14 protein-coding genes are annotated in these 16,985 nt (G+C 65.7%); 5 read left to right on the forward strand and 9 right to left on the reverse strand.

Annotated elements, in window-relative coordinates; translation table 11 throughout:
- Nucleotides 1-32: 32 nt before the first annotated feature.
- The 3 genes from phnX to V6F88_RS14775 are packed head-to-tail and all read right to left on the reverse strand — an operon-like array spanning nt 33 to nt 3,807.
- Nucleotides 33-854 (reverse strand): phosphonoacetaldehyde hydrolase, encoded by an 822-nt coding sequence (gene phnX / locus V6F88_RS14765; RefSeq protein WP_332610405.1) that lies wholly within the window; start codon nt 852-854, stop codon nt 33-35.
- A gap of 24 nt (nt 855-878) precedes the next feature.
- On the reverse strand, nt 879-2,645 hold the full coding sequence (locus V6F88_RS14770; protein WP_442880313.1) for a putative 2-aminoethylphosphonate ABC transporter permease subunit: 1,767 nt from the start codon (nt 2,643-2,645) through the stop codon (nt 879-881).
- 7 nt (nt 2,646-2,652) lie between these two features.
- Nucleotides 2,653-3,807 carry a putative 2-aminoethylphosphonate ABC transporter ATP-binding protein gene (locus V6F88_RS14775; RefSeq protein ID WP_332610407.1) on the reverse strand — a complete coding sequence of 385 codons (1,155 nt, stop codon included), beginning with the start codon at nt 3,805-3,807 and terminating at the stop codon, nt 2,653-2,655.
- Between the two features lie 147 nt (nt 3,808-3,954).
- Here V6F88_RS14775 and V6F88_RS14780 point away from each other — a divergent pair, with 147 nt between their 5' ends.
- Nucleotides 3,955-4,818: a LysR family transcriptional regulator gene (locus V6F88_RS14780; RefSeq protein WP_332610858.1), complete on the forward strand. Its 864-nt coding sequence runs from the start codon at nt 3,955-3,957 to the stop codon at nt 4,816-4,818.
- Between the two features lie 53 nt (nt 4,819-4,871).
- Nucleotides 4,872-5,441, forward strand: a complete 570-nt coding sequence (locus V6F88_RS14785) for a phosphonate degradation HD-domain oxygenase (RefSeq protein WP_006218288.1) — start codon at nt 4,872-4,874, stop codon at nt 5,439-5,441.
- An 84-nt stretch (nt 5,442-5,525) separates the two neighbouring features.
- On the opposite strand, the gene V6F88_RS14790 is transcribed toward V6F88_RS14785, so the two are convergent.
- Nucleotides 5,526-6,377 (reverse strand): sulfurtransferase, encoded by an 852-nt coding sequence (locus V6F88_RS14790; protein WP_332610409.1) that lies wholly within the window; start codon nt 6,375-6,377, stop codon nt 5,526-5,528.
- 29 nt (nt 6,378-6,406) lie between these two features.
- Nucleotides 6,407-7,261, reverse strand: a complete 855-nt coding sequence (locus V6F88_RS14795; RefSeq protein WP_046802785.1) for a DMT family transporter — start codon at nt 7,259-7,261, stop codon at nt 6,407-6,409.
- A 153-nt stretch (nt 7,262-7,414) separates the two neighbouring features.
- On the opposite strand from V6F88_RS14795, the gene htpX reads away from it, so the two are divergent.
- Nucleotides 7,415-8,296 carry a protease HtpX gene (gene htpX, locus V6F88_RS14800; RefSeq protein WP_046802784.1) on the forward strand — a complete coding sequence of 294 codons (882 nt, stop codon included), beginning with the start codon at nt 7,415-7,417 and terminating at the stop codon, nt 8,294-8,296.
- An 88-nt stretch (nt 8,297-8,384) separates the two neighbouring features.
- On the opposite strand, the gene V6F88_RS14805 is transcribed toward htpX, so the two are convergent.
- Nucleotides 8,385-9,776, reverse strand: coding sequence for an L-serine ammonia-lyase (locus V6F88_RS14805; protein ID WP_332610412.1), 1,392 nt, complete (start codon nt 9,774-9,776; stop codon nt 8,385-8,387).
- Between the two features lie 175 nt (nt 9,777-9,951).
- Between V6F88_RS14805 and V6F88_RS14810 the strand changes: the two genes are divergently transcribed.
- Entirely contained in the window at nt 9,952-11,613 is a 1,662-nt protein-coding gene (locus tag V6F88_RS14810) for a Na/Pi cotransporter family protein (protein WP_046802783.1), read from the forward strand.
- 165 nt (nt 11,614-11,778) lie between these two features.
- Here the strand turns inward: V6F88_RS14810 and V6F88_RS14815 are convergent, their stop codons facing one another.
- The 3 genes from V6F88_RS14815 to polA form a co-directional block, all read right to left on the reverse strand.
- Nucleotides 11,779-12,567: a dienelactone hydrolase family protein gene (locus V6F88_RS14815; protein ID WP_332610413.1), complete on the reverse strand. Its 789-nt coding sequence runs from the start codon at nt 12,565-12,567 to the stop codon at nt 11,779-11,781.
- 56 nt (nt 12,568-12,623) lie between these two features.
- Entirely contained in the window at nt 12,624-13,463 is an 840-nt protein-coding gene (locus V6F88_RS14820; RefSeq protein ID WP_332610415.1) for a ZIP family metal transporter, read from the reverse strand.
- 117 nt (nt 13,464-13,580) lie between these two features.
- On the reverse strand, nt 13,581-16,298 hold the full coding sequence (polA, locus tag V6F88_RS14825) for a DNA polymerase I (RefSeq protein ID WP_332610416.1): 2,718 nt from the start codon (nt 16,296-16,298) through the stop codon (nt 13,581-13,583).
- 52 nt (nt 16,299-16,350) lie between these two features.
- Here polA and V6F88_RS14830 point away from each other — a divergent pair, with 52 nt between their 5' ends.
- Nucleotides 16,351-16,977, forward strand: coding sequence for a TIGR00730 family Rossman fold protein (locus V6F88_RS14830; protein WP_046802883.1), 627 nt, complete (start codon nt 16,351-16,353; stop codon nt 16,975-16,977).
- Nucleotides 16,978-16,985 lie beyond the last annotated feature (8 nt).

Here is a 16,985-nt window from a genome sequence, read left to right on the forward strand (position 1 = left end):
AGGGCCGGCGGCGCCGGCAAGCGGAAGCTAGATCAGGGGCGTTGGCCTCGTGCCAGACGGGCTTCGATGTCGATGATGACGGCCGGCAGATCCGCGACCGTATCGATCAGGTAATGCGGCGCGGCAGTGGCAAGCTCGCGGCTGGCATCGGCGCGGACCAGGTCGCGGCCGGCCTCGTCCAGGCTCAGGTATTCGTCCAGGGTCAGGCCGGCGGCGTTGCCGGACAGCAGCAAGCCCACCGACCACATGCCGGCGCGGCGCCCTTCCTCGATGCCGGGCGCGGTGTCGTCAACCTTGATGCACGCGGCCACGTCCGACAGGCCCAGTTCCACCACGTTCTTCAACGCCATGGCCGGCGCCGGGCGCGCGCGCGGCACGTCGTCGCTGGCCACGATGCAATCGGGCTCCAGCCCTTCGGACGCAGCGCGTTCGACTACGCGGCGCATCACGCTGTCCGGGTAGCCCGAGCACGAGCCGATCTTCAGGCCCTTACGGCGCAACGCGCGCAACAGCTCAGCCGCGCCGGGGATGGCCGCCGAATACTGGGCCACCTTCTCCATCTGCATCGGCAGGAAGCGTTCGTAGATGGCCGTCACGTCGTCATCGCTGGGCACGCGTCCGAACTGGGCCTGATACTGGGCGGCGATGGCGGGCTGGTTGCACAGCGCGCGGATGTGGTCCCACTTGCCCATGCCCATCGGGCCGCGGGCTTCTTTCAGCGACACGTCCATGCCGAACTGCGAGAACGCATCGACGAACACCTTGGTGGGGGCAAACGACCCGAAGTCGACCAGCGTGCCGGCCCAGTCGAAGATCACGGCTTCCAGCTGCACGGGTAAGGAAGAAACAGTCATAAGGGTCGTCCTGAAATCAATCGTTCAAAGGGCCACGGGGCGGCGCCAGGCCTGGCTGCGCGCCACCAGCGCGCGGCTGGCCAGATGCAGCGTCAACGCCGCGACGGCCGAGCTGGCCATGATCACCGTGCACATGGCGGCGGCCGGGCCGATGAAGCCGGCGTCGTCCATGTTAAGCACGGCAACGGCGGCCAGCACCGTGGACGGGCTGTAAAGAAACACCACGGCAGACACGGTCGTCATGGCGGATACAAACAAATAGCGGGCGATGTCCAGCGCGGCGGGCAGGCACATCGGCAGGGTCACGCGCAGGAACGTCGTCATGCGCGGCACCTTCAGCGATGCGGACGCGGCTTCGAATTCCGGGTCCAGCGCGTTCAGCGCGGTGGCGGCCGTAAGGTGAGCGCTGGTGTAGAAGTGCACGACCGTGCACAGAATCAGCAACGGCATGGTGCCGTACAGCACGTTCAGCGGGTTCATCAGGCTGTTGAAAAAGAAGATGTAGCCCAGGCCCAGCACCAGGCCGGGCACGGCCATCGGCATCAGCGCCAGCATGCTGACCGCGCCGCGCAGGCCGCGCCCCAGTTGGCCGCGCGCCGGCACTTTTTCCATCATCCAGGCGCCCACGAAGACGACTGCCGTGCCGATCACGGCGGTAAAGAACGCCAGCTGCAAACTGTTGCGCCACGCCAGCCAGCCGCCGCCGTCCATGTTGTCGAAGTCGTAGGACCGCATCGACATGGAAAGGTTATAGGGCCACATTTTCACGAACGACGCCCACACCGCCACGCCGATAATCAGCAGCAGAAACGCGGCCATCACGCCGGCCAGCGCCAGGAAAGCAGCATCGCGGCGGCGGTTCGGACTTGCCGCATAGGCTTGCGCGCGGCCGCTCATCTGTGCGCCCTGGCGGGCCCGCAGGCGCCGGTCCAGCACGAAGGTCAGCAAGGCGGGTAGCAGCAGCAGGATGCCGATGGCCGCGCCCTTCGGAAAATTCTGCTGGCCGACCACCGCCTTGTAGGCTTCCATGGCCAACACGTTGTAGTCGCCGCCCACCACCTTGGGCACGCCAAAATCGGTGACCGTCAGGGTGAACACCACGCAGCAGGCTGAGAACACGGCATAGCGCGTGCCGGGCAGGGTCACGGTCAGGAAGGTACGCCACGGGCCGGCGCCCATGGCGCGCGCCGCGTCATACAGGCGCCCGTCGGCCAGCGTCAGCCCGGTCAACAGGATCATCAGCGCATGCGGGAAGGTGTAGAAAGCCTCGCCGACGACAATGCCCCAGAAGCCGTAAATGGTGGCGCCGCCCGTCAAGCCCTTGAGCAGGCCCTGGTTGCCCAACAGGTAGACCAGGGCGATACCGGGCAGCAGCGACGGCGCCAGCAGCGGCAGCAAGGCGATGGTGCGCAACAGGCCCTTGCCGGGCAGGCGCGTACGCGTCAGGCCGTAGGCGTAGGCATAGGCGCACGGCACCACCAGCAGCATCGTCACGAGGCCCGCTGTCAGGCTGCGGCCGACCATCGCCAGAAAGCCGTCCGCGCCGATGATGCCGGTAAGCACCGACAGGCCCGCCCATGCGCCGTCGTTGTCCGTCACGGACTTGGCGAGAATGGCCGCCAGCGGCAACGCCAGGAACAGAAACAGGAACAGCAGCAACGCGCCCTGCCCCATAGTCAGGCCCAGCGAGCCGATCCAGGCCGGCATGGGGCGGCGGCCCAAGGCCACGGCCGAAGCCGAAGCCGCGGCCGGAGCCGGCGGCGCCTCAGCCACGGAAGCAGAACCGGTCATGGCGGAATCAAGCGTAGGCGCGAATCGCATGGCGCGGCAGCTCCACCCAGCAGCGGCTGGCAGCATGGGGACCCAACAAGGCGTCTCCGATTTCGGGGGACACGATGGAATGCACGGTGGACCCGGGCACGCCTTCCAGCCGCAACGCCAGGCGGTAGCCGCGGCCCAGGAACACGCCGTCCAGCACATCGGCCAGCATCGAATTGGGTTCTTCCGGGCGCGCCATGCTGACGCGCACCGCCTCGGGCCGGACAAACAGCTTGCCGAATCGGCCATCCAGCGTGTCGTCCACCGCCAGTTCCTGGCGGCCGACGCGGGCACGGTGCGCGTCCACGCGTTCAAACGGAAGCCAGTTCGCCTCGCCCACGAAATCGGCGATGAAGGCCGAGCCCGGTTGGCGATACAGCTCGCGCGGCGTGCCGTACTGTTCAATGACACCGCCGTTCATGACGGCGATACGGTCGGCCATCACCATGGCCTCTTCCTGGTCGTGCGTGACCATCAGCGTCGTGATGGACAGGCGCTTTTGCAAGGCGCGCAACTCAATACGCAGATGCTCACGCACGCGGGCGTCCAGCGCGGACATCGGTTCGTCCAACAGCAACAGGGACGGCGACGGGGCCAGCGCGCGCGCCAAAGCCACGCGCTGTTGCTGTCCGCCCGAGATCTGTCCCGGATACTTGTCGGCGGCGCCGGCCAGCCCCACCAGCGTCAGCATTTCCTCTACGCGGTGCGCCACGTGCTTGCGATGCGCGCGCTTGCCGCTCAGGCCGTAAGCCACGTTCTGCGCGACCGTCAAGTTGGGGAACAGCGCATAGGACTGGAACAGGATGCCGTAGTCGCGCGCTTGCGGCTCGGCATGGGAAATATCGCGGCCCGACAGCACGATGGAGCCGCTGTCCTGGCGTTCCAGCCCGGCAATGGCGCGCAGCAGCGTCGTTTTGCCGCAACCGGACGGGCCCAGCAGGCACACCAGTTCTCCGGCGCGAATGTCCAGCGAAACGTCGGCCAACGCCGTGTGGCTACCGAAAGTCTTGACCAGATTTCGTACGGTCAGAAAGCCGCCGCGCTTTGCCCCTTGCTGGGGCTCTTTGCCCGCGATCGGGTCAAGCCCGGCTTGGGGCGGCCCGGCGGGGTAAAGGTCGTTATCGGCTTGGGGCATGCTGCCTCCGGTCTGGGAACGAAGGCAGTATGGAAGCCGCGTATTGAGCGTTTATGACACTTCGCGCAAATGCAGTAATAAAAACATCAAATTATTTTGGTGTACTGGCGGTCTTGCGCATTGCGTCCCTTTCCCGCCTCCGTCATCGTGCTTGTCGCCGAACTCAAATCTTTCTACGCCGTGGCCCGCTGCGGCACCGTCACCAAGGCCGCCGCCCAGCTTGGCGTCAGTCAGCCCACGGTGACGGGGCAGCTACGCCAGCTGGAATCGCGCTACGGCATTGAACTGTTCCATCGCCAAGGGCGCGGCATGCGCCTGTCGGACGCCGGGCAGAACCTGATGCCCATGGTGGAAAAGCTGGTGCAGCAGGAAACCGAGATCGATTTCCGGCTGCGCGACGCCAGCGACCTGCGCGAAGGCAACCTGCGTGTCGGCGCCACGGGCCCGTTCTACATCATGGACACGGTGCGCCGATACAACCAGCGCTACCCCGGCATCGACCTGGCGGTCACGATCGGCAATTCGCAGTCGATGCTGCAAGCGCTGCACGACTATCGCATCGAGATTGCCACGTCGTCTTTTCTGATGGATGACAAGCACCTGTATCGGCGGATGATCGCGGCCGACCCGATTCGCGTGGTCACCCATCGCGACCATCCGCTGGCCCGACGTGGCCGCGTGCGGCTGGCCGACCTTGCCGAGCACGCGCTGCTTGTGCGCGAGCCCGGTTCGATGACGCGCCAGCTGACCGAAGACGCCCTGCAAGCGGCGGGCGTTACGGTGCAACGCACGCTGGAGATCGGCAGCCGGGAATCGATCCGGCAAGCCATCCTGTGCGGCCTGGGGATCAGCCTGATCCCGTCGCGCGAGATTCCGTCCCATCCCGATCTGGCTGCCCTGGATATCGACGGCGCCGACATCGTGATGCATGAATACCTGTACTGCCTGCGCGAGCGCCAACCGGTGCAGCTGATCGCGCGCTTCCTGGAGATGGCGCCGGCAGCCGGCTGACCCGCTGGGTCACTGCCCGCCCCCTCCCCCTTGCGGCCAATCAGGAGACAACCATGGCCTTGACCTTGCAAGACATCGAGCAGATTTTTCTGGAACGCGGACACCGGTCGTATCACGGTGAATCCGTCAGCCATTTGCGCCACGCGCTGCAAACGGCGTCGCTGGCTGAGCGCCACGGCGCCAGCGCACACCTGATCACCGCCAGCCTGTTGCACGACCTGGGGCACTTGATCGCCGACCGGCCGGGCACGCCCACGCTGCGCGGCATCGACGACAAGCACCAGTATTTCGTGCTGCCGTTCCTGCGCGGGCTGTTCAGTTCGGCGGTGCTGGACCCGATCCGCCTGCACGTCGAAGCCAAGCGCTACCTGTGCTACGTGGAGCCGCAATATGAAGCGTCGCTCTCCGAGGATTCCAAGCGCAGCCTGGCATTACAGGGCGGCAGTTTTGATGCGAGCCAGGCGGTGGATTTCGCCAGCATGCCGGGCGCGCCGGATGCGATCCGGCTAAGGCGGTGGGACGACATGGCCAAGGTGCCGGGCCTGGCCACGCCGCCGCTGGACCACTTTCTGGAAATTGCGGAAAGCGTGTCGGGCCGCGTGAAGCTGGCCGCGATCTGGTAACGAACCGGGGCGCAGCGCCGGCTTGCACGCAACAGGGGTGCCGCAACACGCGCTTTCGAGTGCGCGGGCCAGGCGCCTGACGCTTCAGGCGCCCTTCGCCACCGGGCGGGACGGGTCGCTGCACCATTCGCTCCACGAGCCCGGGTACAGCCGCGAGCCGGACAGGCCGGCGATTTCCATCGACAAGAGGTTATGGCACGCCGTGATGCCCGAGCCGCACTGATGCACCACGGCCTTGGGGTCGCGGTCACCCAGCAGGTCGGCGAATTCCGCGCGCAACTGCTCGGGTGACTTGAAGCGCCCATCGGCTTGCAGGTTTTCGCCGTTGGGACGGTTCAGCGCGCCCGGGATGTGGCCGGCCACGGGGTCCATGGGTTCGACTTCGCCGCGATAGCGGTTGGCCGCGCGCGCGTCGATCACGGTAAAGGCCGGGCGGGCGATGTTGCCCAGCACGGCTGGGGCGTCGACGGAACCGGCCAGCGACTCGCCGGGCGCCGTCGGCTGGCCCGCTTTGACCGCGGCCGCCGCGTCGGTCGTGGTCGGCAAACCGGCCGCCAGCCACGCCTGCCAACCGCCGTCCAGCACCGCCACGCGTTCATGGCCCAACCAACGCAACATCCACCACAGGTGCGCGGCGTACATGCCGCCGCTGGCGTCGTACGCCACCACCAGCGTTTGCGGCGTCACGCCATGAGCCGCCATCAGCCCCCCGAATTCGGCGCGCGACGGCAACGGATGCCGGCCGTTCTTACCGGTGCGCGGTGCCGCCAGCTCGGTTTCGTGATCCAGGTGGCGGGCCCCGGGGATATGCCCGGCATCATAGGCCTGACGGCCGGCGGCGTGGTCGGTCAGGTCATGCCGCACGTCGAATACCCGCACGTCGGGCGAATCGAGGCGCGCGGCCAGGTCAGCGGCGGAAATCAGTGTGGTCGTCATTCGGGGTGCTCCTGATCGAAGGGGGCGGGTCAGGTCGGCTTCGGGTCGCGCATGGTGCGCCACACCGACAGCAGCCCCGCGGAAATGATCAAGCCCATGCCGGCCCAGGCCAGGGCGTCCAGATGGTCGCCCCAGAAGCCCATGCCCAGCAAGGCCGCGAAAATAATGGTGCTGTATTGCAATGCCGCGGTCAGCAGCGCCGAGCCCATGCCGAAGGCCCGGGTCATGGCAAGCTGGCCGAACATGCCGGCCACGCCCACGCCGAACAGCGACGCATAGCCCTGCCAGTCGGCGTGGCCCCAGCCTTCGAACCATAAGCCGGCAATGCTGGACACGCAGACCGCCACGGAGAAAAACAGCACGGTGCGCCATTCGGGTTCGCCGATACGGCCCAACTGGCGGATCTGCATCATCGCGATGGCCGACATGGCGCCCGCGCCCATGCCCATGACGGCGGCCAGCCATTGGTCTTCGTTGATGCTGGGCCGCAGCACGGCGATCACGCCCAGGAAGCCCAACGCCACCGCCAGGATGCGGACCGGGTCGCGCTGGGCGCCACCCCAACCCAGCATCCAACACGCGATGAACAGCGGCGCGGTGTAGTTCAGGCTGGTGGCGGTGGCCAGGGGCAGGTGCGAGATGGCGAAGAAGCCCAGCCACATCGACGTGACGCCGGACAGGTTGCGCCACAGGTGCAACTTCCAGCTGGTCGGAACGATGGATTGCCGCCCAGCGCGCGCCCACAGCAGCAAAAGAAGGACGGAAGGCAGCCCGCGAAAAAGCACGATCTGCGGCAGCGACGCGCCGTGTTCCGTGCCGAACTTCACGAACGACCCCATGATGGCGAACATGGCGGACGCCAACAACATCCAGAGAGCCTGCATTGGGGGTCTACGCTAAGGGAAAAGTGAGGGGAAATAGGGGAAAGCGATACTATACTCTTGCCCACCGGGAGCGGTGCCGGCGAGTCGGGGAACTGGCGGGCCGCCGCCATGTCGAACCCGGGTATTTCCCGCTCGCAGAGGAACACAAAAAACATGAAACGCATTGTCTTGTTCGTCATCACCAACCTGGCCGTCATGCTCGTGCTGTCGGCCACGCTGCGCATCCTGGGCGTAGACCGCTACATCACCGCCAACGGCCTGAACCTGAACGCCCTGCTGATCTTCTCGGTGGTCGTGGGCTTTACCGGCGCCATCATCTCGTTGCTGATCAGCAAGCCGATGGCCAAATGGAGCACCGGGGCACAGGTGCTGGACCCGAACGCCCCCCGCAACCAACGTGAAGCCTGGCTGGTCGACACCGTTCACCAACTGGCCGACCGCGCGGGTATCGGCCGCCCCGAAGTGGCCATCTACGAAGGCGCGCCCAACGCGTTCGCCACCGGCGCGTTCAAGAACGACTCGCTGGTCGCCGTGTCGACGGGCTTGCTGGAAAGCATGAGCGAAGAAGAAGTGGCGGCCGTGCTGGCGCACGAAGTGGCCCACATCGCCAACGGCGACATGGTCACGCTGACCCTGATCCAGGGCGTCGTGAACACGTTCGTCGTGTTCCTGGCCCGCGTCGTGGGTTACTTCATTGACCGCGTCGTGTTCAAGAACGAACGCGGCATCGGCCCGGGCTACTACATCACCGTGCTGGTCTGTGAAATCATCTTCGGCGTGCTGGCCTCGATCATCGTGGCCTGGTTCTCGCGCCAGCGCGAATACCGCGCCGACGCGGGCTCGGCCCACCTGATGGGCGCGCGCGAACCCATGATCCGCGCGCTGGCTCGGCTGGGCGGCCTGGAACCGGGCGATTTGCCCAAGTCGTTCGAGGCCTCGGGCATCACTGGCCGCGGCGGCCTGGCGGCCATGTTCGCCTCGCACCCGCCCATCCCGTCGCGCATCGCCGCCTTGCAGAACGCCCGCGTGGTCTGACCGCCGCGCCCTGTTCAAGCAGGCAGCAAAAAGCCCCTGGGGTCAGAAACCCCAGGGGCTTTTTCTATTGGGCATCAGCGCCCGCGCATTAGCACTCGACGATGTTCACCGCCAAGCCGCCTCGCGCCGTTTCCTTGTACTTCGTCTTCATGTCGGCGCCGGTTTCGCGCATGGTCTTGATAACGGAGTCCAGCGACACATAGTGCTGCCCGTCGCCCCGCAAGGCCATGCGCGCGGCATTGACGGCCTTGATGGACGCCATGGCGTTGCGCTCAATACAGGGAATCTGGACCAGCCCGCCAACGGGGTCGCACGTCAGGCCCAGGTTGTGTTCCATGCCGATCTCGGCGGCGTTCTCAACCTGTTCCACCGTGCCGCCCTGCGCCGCGGCCAAGCCGCCGGCGGCCATCGAACAGGCCACGCCCACTTCGCCCTGGCAGCCCACTTCGGCCCCCGACAGCGACGCGTTGTACTTGTACAGCAGGCCGATCGCCGCGGCGGTCAAGAGGAACTCGCGCACGCCCTCGCGGCTGGCGCCGGGCACGAAGCGATCGTAATAGTGCAGCACGGCGGGGATGATGCCGGCGGCGCCATTGGTGGGCGCCGTGACGACGCGGCCGCCCGCCGCGTTCTCTTCGTTGACCGCCATGGCGTACAGGTTGACCCAGTCCATGACCGACAGCGGATCGGACAAGGTGCGCTCGGCGCGTTGGGTCAGATTGCGGTAGAGCTCCGGCGCGCGGCGACGCACGCGCAAGGGACCGGGCAATTCGCCGTCGGCTTCCGGGTAGTCAATGCCGCAACCGCGCGCCACGCAGTCCTGCATGACCTGCCAGATGCGATCCAGGCCGCTGTCCGTCTCGGCGGCCTCGCGCCAGGTCAGCTCATTCTTCATCATCAGCTGCGCCACGGTCAGACCGCTTTCGCGGCACATCGTCAGCAGTTCGCGGCCCGAGCGGAAGGGATACGGCAGCTGATTGTGCGCGGCGATCACCTGGCTGTTCGAGGCGCCTGCCGTCACCACAAAGCCGCCGCCCACCGACAGGTAGCGCGCTTCGCGCAGCGACTCGCCATTGGCGTCGACGGCGTGGAATTTCATGCCGTTGGGGTGTTCGGCCATGGCTTCGCGGCGATAGAACACCATGTGTTCTTTCTCGATGAAGGCGACCGGATAACGGCCCAGCAGCGGCAACTGGCGGCTGGCGCGCACCGAGGCGATCATGCCGGCGATGGCGGCGGGGTCGACCGTGTCGGGCGCTTCGCCCATCAGACCCAGCAGCACGCCCTTGTCGGTGCCGTGCCCCTTGCCCGTCGCGCCCAGCGAGCCGTAGAGCTCGGCGCGGACATACGCCACGCGCGGAATCAGGCCATCGCGTTCCAGGCCTTGCGCGAACAGCAGGGCGGCCCGCATCGGACCCACCGTATGGGAACTAGACGGGCCTATGCCTATCTTGAACAGATCGAATACGGAAACGGCCACGCGACACTCCAGTACATCAAAGAATAGTCAGGCAATGATACGCGTTGCCACCCCCGCGCGCAGGAATGGCCGGCGGGGCGTATGCTGTATCGCCGCCACCGGTTCCGTCACCCGGTCAGGCATGCGATCATTACATAAATATTACTTGTCATAAAAAGAACGGGAACACCCCTGGATGTCTGGACTTATTACCCTGCTTGACTTCGCCGGCTACGTCGCCTTGCTGCTTTGGGGCGTGCACATGGTCCAAACCGGCGTGCAGCGTGCGTTTGGCGCCGCCTTGGGCGCAGCGCTGGGCCGCGCCCTGGGCACGCGCCTGCGCGCCTTTGCCGCCGGGCTGGGCATCACCGCCGCCCTGCAAAGCAGCACCGCGACGGGGCTGATGATCACGGGGTTTGCCGCCGGCGGCGTGGTTGGCCTGGTGCCCGCGCTGGCCGCCATGCTGGGAGCCAACGTCGGCACGACGCTTATCGTGCAGCTGCTGTCGTTTGACCTGACTTCGCTGGCCCCTATCCTGATCCTGGCGGGCGTCTGGATGTTCCGCCGGTATCCCCCCGGCCGCACGCGCGACCTGGGCCGCGTGTTCATCGGTCTGGGCCTGCTGCTGCTTTCCCTGCATCAGCTGGTTGAACTGTTCGAGCCGTTCCAGACGGCGCCCATGCTGGGCATGATTCTGGACGCCTTGTCGACCCAGCCCGTGGCCGCCGTCCTGCTGTCCGCCGCGTTCACCTGGGCCGCGCACTCCAGCGTGGCCGTGGTGGTGCTGGTGATGTCACTGGCAAGCCATCACATGGTGGCGCCGCATGTGGCCTTTGCGCTGGTGCTGGGCGCCAACCTGGGCACGGCCATCAACCCCATGATCGAAGGCGTCACGGGCGACGATCCCGCCGCCCGCCGCCTGCCCCTGGGCAACCTGCTGACCCGCGTGCTGGGCGTGCTGGCCGGCCTGATCCTGCTGCCCGTGCTGCAACCCCTGATGAGCGACATGGCCAGCGACCCGGCCCGCGCCGTGGCCAATTTCCACACGCTGTTCAACGCGGTCATCGCCATCCTGTTCCTGCCGCTGCTGTCGCCCTATGCGGCGTTGCTGACGCGCTGGCTGCCCAAGCGCGCCGACCCCAACGACCCGTCCCGGCCGCAGTATCTGGATGAATGGGCGCACGACGTGCCCGCCGTGGCGCTGGGCAACGCGGCGCGCGAAGCGCTGCGCATGGCCGACATGGTGCAGACGTTGCTGCTGTATGCGCGCGCCGGCTTCAAGCGCGACAACCGCCACCGCATGGTGCAGGCGCGGCAATTGGACGCCGCGCTGGACAAGCTGGAAAACGCCATCACGACCTACCTGGCCACGCTGGACCAGGAAAACATGACGCGTGACGACATCCAGCGCATGGACGACATCCTGGCCTTTGCCAGCAACATCGGCCACGCGGGCGATATCGCGCACCACGGGCTCTTAAGCCACGTGGCCAAGCTGCGCAAGCAGGGCTGGACGTTTTCGCCCGAGCAGCGCGCCAGCCTGGATGACACGCTGGGCCAGCTGATCGCAAACCAACGCCAGGCCGCCGCGCTGTTCGTCAATGATGACCTGCGCCAGGCACGCGCGCTGGCCGGCGAAAAGGCGCGTTTCCGCACGATCGAAACGCAGGCCGCCGACACCCATCTGCAAAAGATCAAGTCAGGCCAGGTGGACGCGGCCGAAGTCGGCGCGCTGTACCTGGACATCCTGCGGGATATGAAGGGAATCAACTCTCACTTGGTGGGCGCCGCGGCGTATCCGCTGCTGGCCCGCCACGGCGAGCTTTTGCCCAGCCGCTTGCGCGAAGCCGGCAACTAAGCGAAAGCGGGGTCCGGGGAAGCGGCAACCCCGCGCGCAAGCACGCATTAGACGGAAGCCCGCCACCCCAGCCGTGTTGCGGCGGACGGCGGGCGCTTCCCCCGCCCGGCCCCGCGCTTTAGTCAGGGCAGCGCAAACTGACCCTGCCCCTGCCCCCGGCGCACATTACAAATAGCGCTGGAACCACGCCAGCATCCGGCTCCAGCCGTCCTTGGCCGCCTCGGGCTGGTAACTGGCCCGGTAATCCGCCAGGAACGCGTGGTCCGCGTCCGGGTACACCACAAATTCCGACTGCTTGGCCGCCGCGTTGCCGGTCGCCAGCTTGGCCTTCATGGTTTCGATATCGGCCAGCGGGATGCTGGCGTCCTTGCCGCCGTACAGGCCCAGCACCGGCGCATGCAGCTCGTTGACCACATCGAAGGCCACGCGCTTGATCAGCGGGCCGTGGCCCACGCTGAGCTTGCCGTACCAGGCCACGGCAGCCTTCACGTCCGGATTGTGAGCGGCGTACATCCACGTCAGGCGGCCGCCCCAGCAAAAGCCCGTGATGGCCACGCGCTTGGGGTCGCCGCCATTTTCCGCCGCCCAGGCCACGCTGGCGTCCAGGTCGGAAAACACCTGTTCATCCGGTACCTTGCTGACCAATTCAGAGATCAATTTCGGAATGTCGGTGTAGACGGAGGCGTCGCCCTGGCGTTCATAGAGATTCGCGGCGACGGCCAGGTAGCCGGCCTTGGCGATGCGCCGGCAAAGGTCCTTGATGTGCTCGTGCACGCCGAAGATCTCCTGCACCACCAGCACGATGGGCAGGTCCTGGCGGCCTTCGGGCGCGGCGTAATAAGCGGCGATTGAAGCGTCTGCCACGGGCAGCTTGAAGTCAGCGTGAACCAGGCCTTCGGTGTCAGTGTGGATGACGGTGGGGGCAACGTTGCCGGCGGCGGCGGAAAAGCTCATGGGGGACGCTCCTGTTGGGAATTGATCGACAAGCAGGCATCCCGTCCGCGCGCGCCCTAATGCGTGTGAGCGTGCTCCGCGTGGGGCGCGCCGGAGCCGGCGTCGGCCCCGTGCTCGTGCCCATGGTGCATCAGCGTGGTCACGCTGTAGATCAGCGCGACACCCAGGCCCACCAGCAACAACTGCGGGACGGCATCCGAAAGGGACACCCGTTCGTGCATTTGCGGCATCAGGTCGGCCACCGAGATATACAGGAAGCTACTTGCGGCAACCACCAAGATATACGGCACCCAGTCCTGCGCCTGCTGCAACACAAAGTACCCTATTATGCCGCCCACGGCTGAACACAAGCTGGTGAACAGGATCAGCGAAAACGCACGGCGACGCGGCAGCCCGGCATTGAGCAACACGACAAAATCGCTAAGCTTGTGCGGCACTTCGTGCACGATGATCGACGCCGCCGTCAGCACGCCCAGCAGCGGATCCGTCAGGAACGCCGCCGCCACCAGCACCCCGTCGCACAGATTGTGCAGCGAACTTCCGATCAGGATCAGCACGCCGCCCCGCCCCGCTTCGTGGTGGTCGTGGCCTTTGTGGTGGTGATGCCCGTCGCCTTCGTGGTGATGGCTATGGCGCAGCAACGCAATCTTTTCCAGCACGAAAAAACCAATCAGCGAGGCCAGCATCAGGCCAAACAAGGCATGAGCGTTGCCGACCGCGCCCTCGAAGGCCTCGGGCAGCAAGTGCAATAGCGCCACCGACAGCAGCACGCCCACCGACAGGCTCACCATGTGATGCAGGTATTGGGCGAACACCTTGTAGGCCAGCCAGCTGGCGACAAAGACGGCGATAAGCCCGCCGGTTACGGTGGCAAGCAGGACCCAGAGCAGCAACATTTGGGGGACGCAATATAGGCGGGGAGGAAGCGCAACATTATATTGTTGCAATCCCAAAATCGGAAATGGGCCGTCCAAGGACGGCCCATCGGTATCTCCGTGAAGTACGCGCAGAGCTTAGTGCGCCTGTTCCCAGTTCTTGCCCATGCCCACTTCCGCGACCAGCGGCACGCGCAGTTCGGCCACCGAGCACATCAGGCGAGGCAGTGCTTCCTTGACCACGTCGATCTCGGCGTCCGGCGCTTCCAGAACCAGTTCATCGTGTACCTGCATGATCATGCGGGTTTGCAGTTTTTCGGCTTCCAGCCAATCTTGCACGGCCACCATGGCCAGCTTGATCAGGTCAGCCGCCGTGCCCTGCATGGGCGCATTGATGGCGGCCCGCTCAGCGCCTTGCCGACGTGGCCCCGAGGCGCCACGGATTTCCGGCAATTGCAGACGTCGACCGAAAACCGTTTCGACGTAGCCCTGTTCGCGCGCCAGCCTGCGGGTGTTTTCCATATACATCGCCACGCCGGGATAGCGCGCGAAATAGCGGTCGATATAGGCCTGCGCGGCGTCCCGGGTGATGCCCAGGTTGGACGCCAGGCCGAACACGCCCATGCCGTAGATCAGGCCAAAGTTGATGGCCTTGGCCGCGCGGCGCTGGTCCGTCGACACGTCCGACAAAGCCACGCCGAACACTTCGGCCGCCGTGGCGCGGTGAATGTCCTCGCCGGCGGCGAACGCGCTTTGCAGGTTGGCGTCATCGGACACGTGCGCCATGATGCGCAGTTCAATCTGCGAATAGTCGGCCGACAGCAGCACGCCCTGTTCGGCAATGAAGGCTTCACGCACGCGGCGGCCCGCCTCGGTGCGCACGGGGATGTTCTGCAGGTTGGGATCGGACGACGCCAAGCGGCCGGTAATGACCGCCGCCTGCGAATAACGCGTGTGCACGCGGCCCGTGGCCGGGTTGATCATGCGCGGCAGCTTGTCCGTGTAGGTGGACTTCAGCTTGGACAGGCCCCGGTATTCCAGCAGCACCTGGGGCAGCGGGTAGTCCAGCGCCAGCTTGGTCAGCACGTCTTCGTCGGTGGACGGCGCACCGCTGGCGGTCTTGCGCACCACCGGCAACTGCATGCGTTCAAACAGGATTTCGCCCAGTTGCTTAGGCGAATTCAGGTTGAAGGGCTGACCGGCCAATTCATAGGCCTTTTGCTCCAGGCGCAGCATTTCCTGGCCCAGCTTGTGGCTCTGGCGGCCCAGTTCTTCGGCATCCACCTTCACGCCATTGCGTTCGATCGTGGTCAGCACCGCCGACACCTTGATCTCAAGCTGGTAGATGCGGTCCAGGCCCTGATCCGCCGCCACCATCGGGCGCAGCACACGGTGCAATTGCAGCGTGAAGTCGGCATCTTCGGCAGCGTAATGCCCCGCCTTGTCGACAGCCACCTCGTCAAAACCGATCTGCTTGGCGCCCTTGCCGCACAGGTCTTCGTACGACACGCCGCTGCGGCCCAGATAGCGCTGCGCCAGGTCGTTCAGCCCCACGCCGCGATGCGATTCCAGCACGTACGCTTGCAGCATCGTGTCGTCGGTGATGCCCGCCAGCGCAATGCCTTCGTTGGCGAACACATGGGCGTCGTACTTGGCGTGGTGCAGCAGCTTGGCGCGCGACGCATCTTCCAGCCAGGGTTTCAGGCGCGCCAGCACCTCGGCCTTGGGCAACTGGGTGGCGCCGTCCGGCCCGCGATGCGCCACGGGGATGTAGCAGGCCACGCCCGGTTCCACCGCCAGGGACAAGCCCACCAGGCGCGCCTGCATCTGGTCCAGCGAAGTGGTTTCGGTGTCCAGCGCCACCAGCGATGCATTTTGCAGCCGCTCGAACCAGGCGTCGAATTCGGCCCAGTCGGAGATGATGCGGTAGTCCAGTTCGGTGGGCGCCTCGGGCATATCCACGGCGATGCGCGCATCGCCCGTGGGTACACGTTCGGCGTCCCCGGTCAGGTCGCGCAGCCAGGTACGGAAGCCGTAGCGTTCGTACAGTTCGGTCAAGGTGGCGTCGTCGCGCGCGCGCGGTTTCAGGTCGTCCACGCTTTCGACATGGCCGGTCAGGTCGCAGTCGTACTTCACCGTCAACAATTGGCGGGTCAGCGGAAAGTTGGGGATGGCCTCGCGCAGGTTGTTGCCGGCCACACCCTTGATGGTGTCGGCGCCTTCGATCAGCTTGTCGATCGAGCCGAATTCGGTCAACCACTTCACGGCCGTCTTGGGGCCAACCTTGGTGACGCCCGGCACGTTGTCCACGGTATCGCCCACCAGCATCAGGTAGTCGACGATGCGGTCGGGCGGCACGCCAAACTTGTTGACCACGCCGGGCTCGTCCAGCACTTCGCCGGTCATGGTGTTGACCAGCGTGACGTGGCTGTTGACCAACTGCGCCAGGTCCTTGTCGCCGGTCGAAACGATGGTGTGCACATCGTGTTCGGCAGCGCGCTTGGCCAGCGTACCGATGACGTCGTCGGCCTCTACCCCTTCGATGGCCAGCACGGGCCAGCCCAGCGCGCGCACGGCGCGGTGGATGGGTTCGATCTGCGCCGCCAGGTCTTCCGGCATGGGCGGCCGATGCGACTTGTATTCGGGATACAGGTCGTCTCGGAAAGTCTTGCCGCGAGCATCGAAAATACATGCGGCATACTCTGCCTTATGATCAGATACAAGCTTGCGCAGCATATTGACCACGCCGTACAGCGCACCCGTGGGTTCGCCTTGCGCGTTGCGCAAATCAGGCATAGCGTGGAAAGCGCGGTACAAGTAGCTTGAACCGTCGACCAGTAATAAGGTTTTTTTCATGGTTACAAAGGCAGATATGGAAACACCCGCCGGCAAACAAATTCCGCTGATTATGTCAGAGATACGGACGGCGGCAGATAAGCTCGCGAACATCGGGCCCGCAGTCAGTGTCTTCGGCAGCGCACGCGTCAGCCGCAACTCCCCCCACTATGAAACCACCGTTGCCATTTCGGCCGCCTTGGCAGGCGCCGGGTTCGCGGTCATCGCAGGGGGCGGCCCCGGCATCATGGAGGCCGCCAACAAGGGCGCCTTCGAGGCAGGCGGCACCAGCATCGGGCTGAACATCAGCCTGCCGCACGAAGCGCACAACAACGAATATCAGACCATCAGCCTGTCATTCGAATATTTCTTCTCGCGCAAGGCGACGTTCTTCATGCACAGCTTCGCCTACGTGGCGATGCCGGGCGGTTTTGGCACGCTGGACGAGCTCTTCGAAGCGCTGACGCTGATCCAGACCGGCAAAGTGCCGCCCGCGCCCATCGTGCTGGTGGGCAGCGAATACTGGTCGGGCATGGTCGAGTGGTTAGGCGATCAGGTGCTGGGCAATGGCATGATCGGCGCGCACGACCTTGACCTTTTCATCATCGAGGACGACCCCGTCAAAGTGGTGCGCCGCGTCGTGGAATTCCATGACAAGGTCACTTCCGAGGCGCAATACGCGCCGTCCCTGCCCGCCTGAGTCCGGGG

It is taken from the genome of Achromobacter sp. ESBL13 (assembly GCF_036668755.1).
GTDB lineage: Bacteria > Pseudomonadota > Gammaproteobacteria > Burkholderiales > Burkholderiaceae_B > Achromobacter.